Annotated in this window: 1 protein-coding gene; it reads right to left on the reverse strand. The window is 56.6% G+C overall.

Going from position 1 to position 1910, the window contains the following annotated elements:
• Window positions 1-1910, reverse strand: a 1910-nt coding sequence (locus QMA15_RS32530; protein ID WP_290289284.1) for an amino acid adenylation domain-containing protein, incomplete at both ends; no start/stop codon positions are given.

Consider the following 1910-nt stretch of genomic DNA (forward strand, 5'->3'; position numbering starts at 1 on the left):
ACGAATCCACCAGTGCCACAGCATCAACCACCGCACCCGACGCCGGCACCACATAGGACACCAACGCTGTCACCCCTGATTGCAACTCTTTACCGAGAGTTACGGCTTGCGCCACGAGAGAGTGCTTTTCCAGTGCCGCGTTAATTTCACCGAGTTCGATCCGATATCCCCGAATCTTGACCTGGAAATCGCTGCGGCCAACGTACTCGAGTTGCAGTTGATCGATGCTCCCTATCCAACGGACAATGTCTCCGGTGCGATACATCCGCGAGCCGCCAGGCGAGAATGGGTTGGGAACAAAACGGTCTGCCGTCAGATCCGGACGGTTTCGGTATCCGCGAGCTAGAACTGACCCCGCTAGGTATAGCTCACCTCGCGTGCCGACCGGAACCGGATTCAGTCGTTCGTCGAGCACCAATGCTGAGACACCATTGATCGGCGAACCAATAGTGATTTGACTGTCCGCTTCCAATCTTGCATACGTAGAAATGATCGTTGTCTCGGTTGGCCCGTAAGCATTGAAATAGATCCTCCCCTGCACCCACTTGGCCAGCAGCTCAGGAGAACTAACATCGCCGCCGACAGAGACAACACGGAGATCAGGTAGCGCCGCTGGATCCATCGTCCCTAGGACTGCCGGTGTGATGACGACATTGGAAACGCGTTCCACGCGCATCAATTCAGCCAATTCATCGCCACCGAGAATCGACGCGGGGACCACAACTAGCGTTGCCCCCGAATAGAAAGCAACCATCCATTCAAGAACGGAGGGGTCGAAGATTGGCGCACAAATGTGCAGGACACGTGAGTTCGCTGTGATCTCGTATAGGTCATTCGCGTATTCCAAGAGGCCAAACAGGCCCGTGTGTGTCACAGCAACGCCCTTAGGCCTGCCAGTCGATCCCGAGGTATAGATTATGTAGGCAATATGGTCTGGCATAAGCGTCGTTGTCCGCTCATGCTCATCAATCGGGGATGAAGCAAATGTTGCAACGATCTCCGCGAAGTCTGTGGAATCGATTTCAAACCAAATCACACCATCCGGCACACGATCAACATTTGACGAAGTAGTCAGTCCCATCGACGCGCCGGAGTCCGAAATCATATGCGCGATACGATCACTGGGATAGTTCGGATCGACAGGCACGTACGCGGCGCCCGACTTGGCAACTGCCCAAACAGCTAGAACCATCTCGTACGAGCGTGGAAGCGCAATCGCCACAACCGATTCGGGTCCCGCACCATTCGTGATGAGAACACGAGCCAATTGCGACGAATGCCTGTCAAGCTCGCGATAGGTGACCGACTTGCCATTGGTTCGTACTGCAACAGACTCGCTACCCACCTCACTGCGCGCAGTCAAGATATCCACTAACCTGCGCTGCGGCATCAAGTCGTCATGGAGCGCATTAGTCAACACCGTATGTTCTCTCGCGTCGAGCAAGTCGATGTCGCCCGATCGTATCGACGAATCCGTGACCACCGCAGCCAGGATGCGCCCGAACCTGTCCGCAAAGCCTGCCACCGTCGACTCGTCGAACAAATCCGTCGCATACGTCAACGACGCCGCCATCCCCGCCGGAGCACCCGCCTCGTCGAACTGCTCCACCACCGTCAAGGACAGATCGAACTTCGCCGCCACCGCAGTGGCATCGACACCCGCAACCCGCAGATCACCCAACTGCAACGCCGACTGCTCCATGTTCTGGAACGCCAACATCACCTGGAACAACGGACTCCGAGCCTGCGACCGCGCCGGATTGAGCACCTCCACCAACCGCTCGAACGGAACATCCGCATGCGCAAACGCCTGAAGATCAGCCTCCCGCACACCTGCGAGCAGATCGACGAAGCTCTCCGAAGAATCCACCTCCGTCCGCAACACCAACGTATTGACGAACATCCCGATC

This window comes from Rhodococcus sp. APC 3903, from assembly GCF_030407755.1.
Classification (GTDB): Bacteria; Actinomycetota; Actinomycetes; order Mycobacteriales; family Mycobacteriaceae; genus Rhodococcus_F; species Rhodococcus_F erythropolis.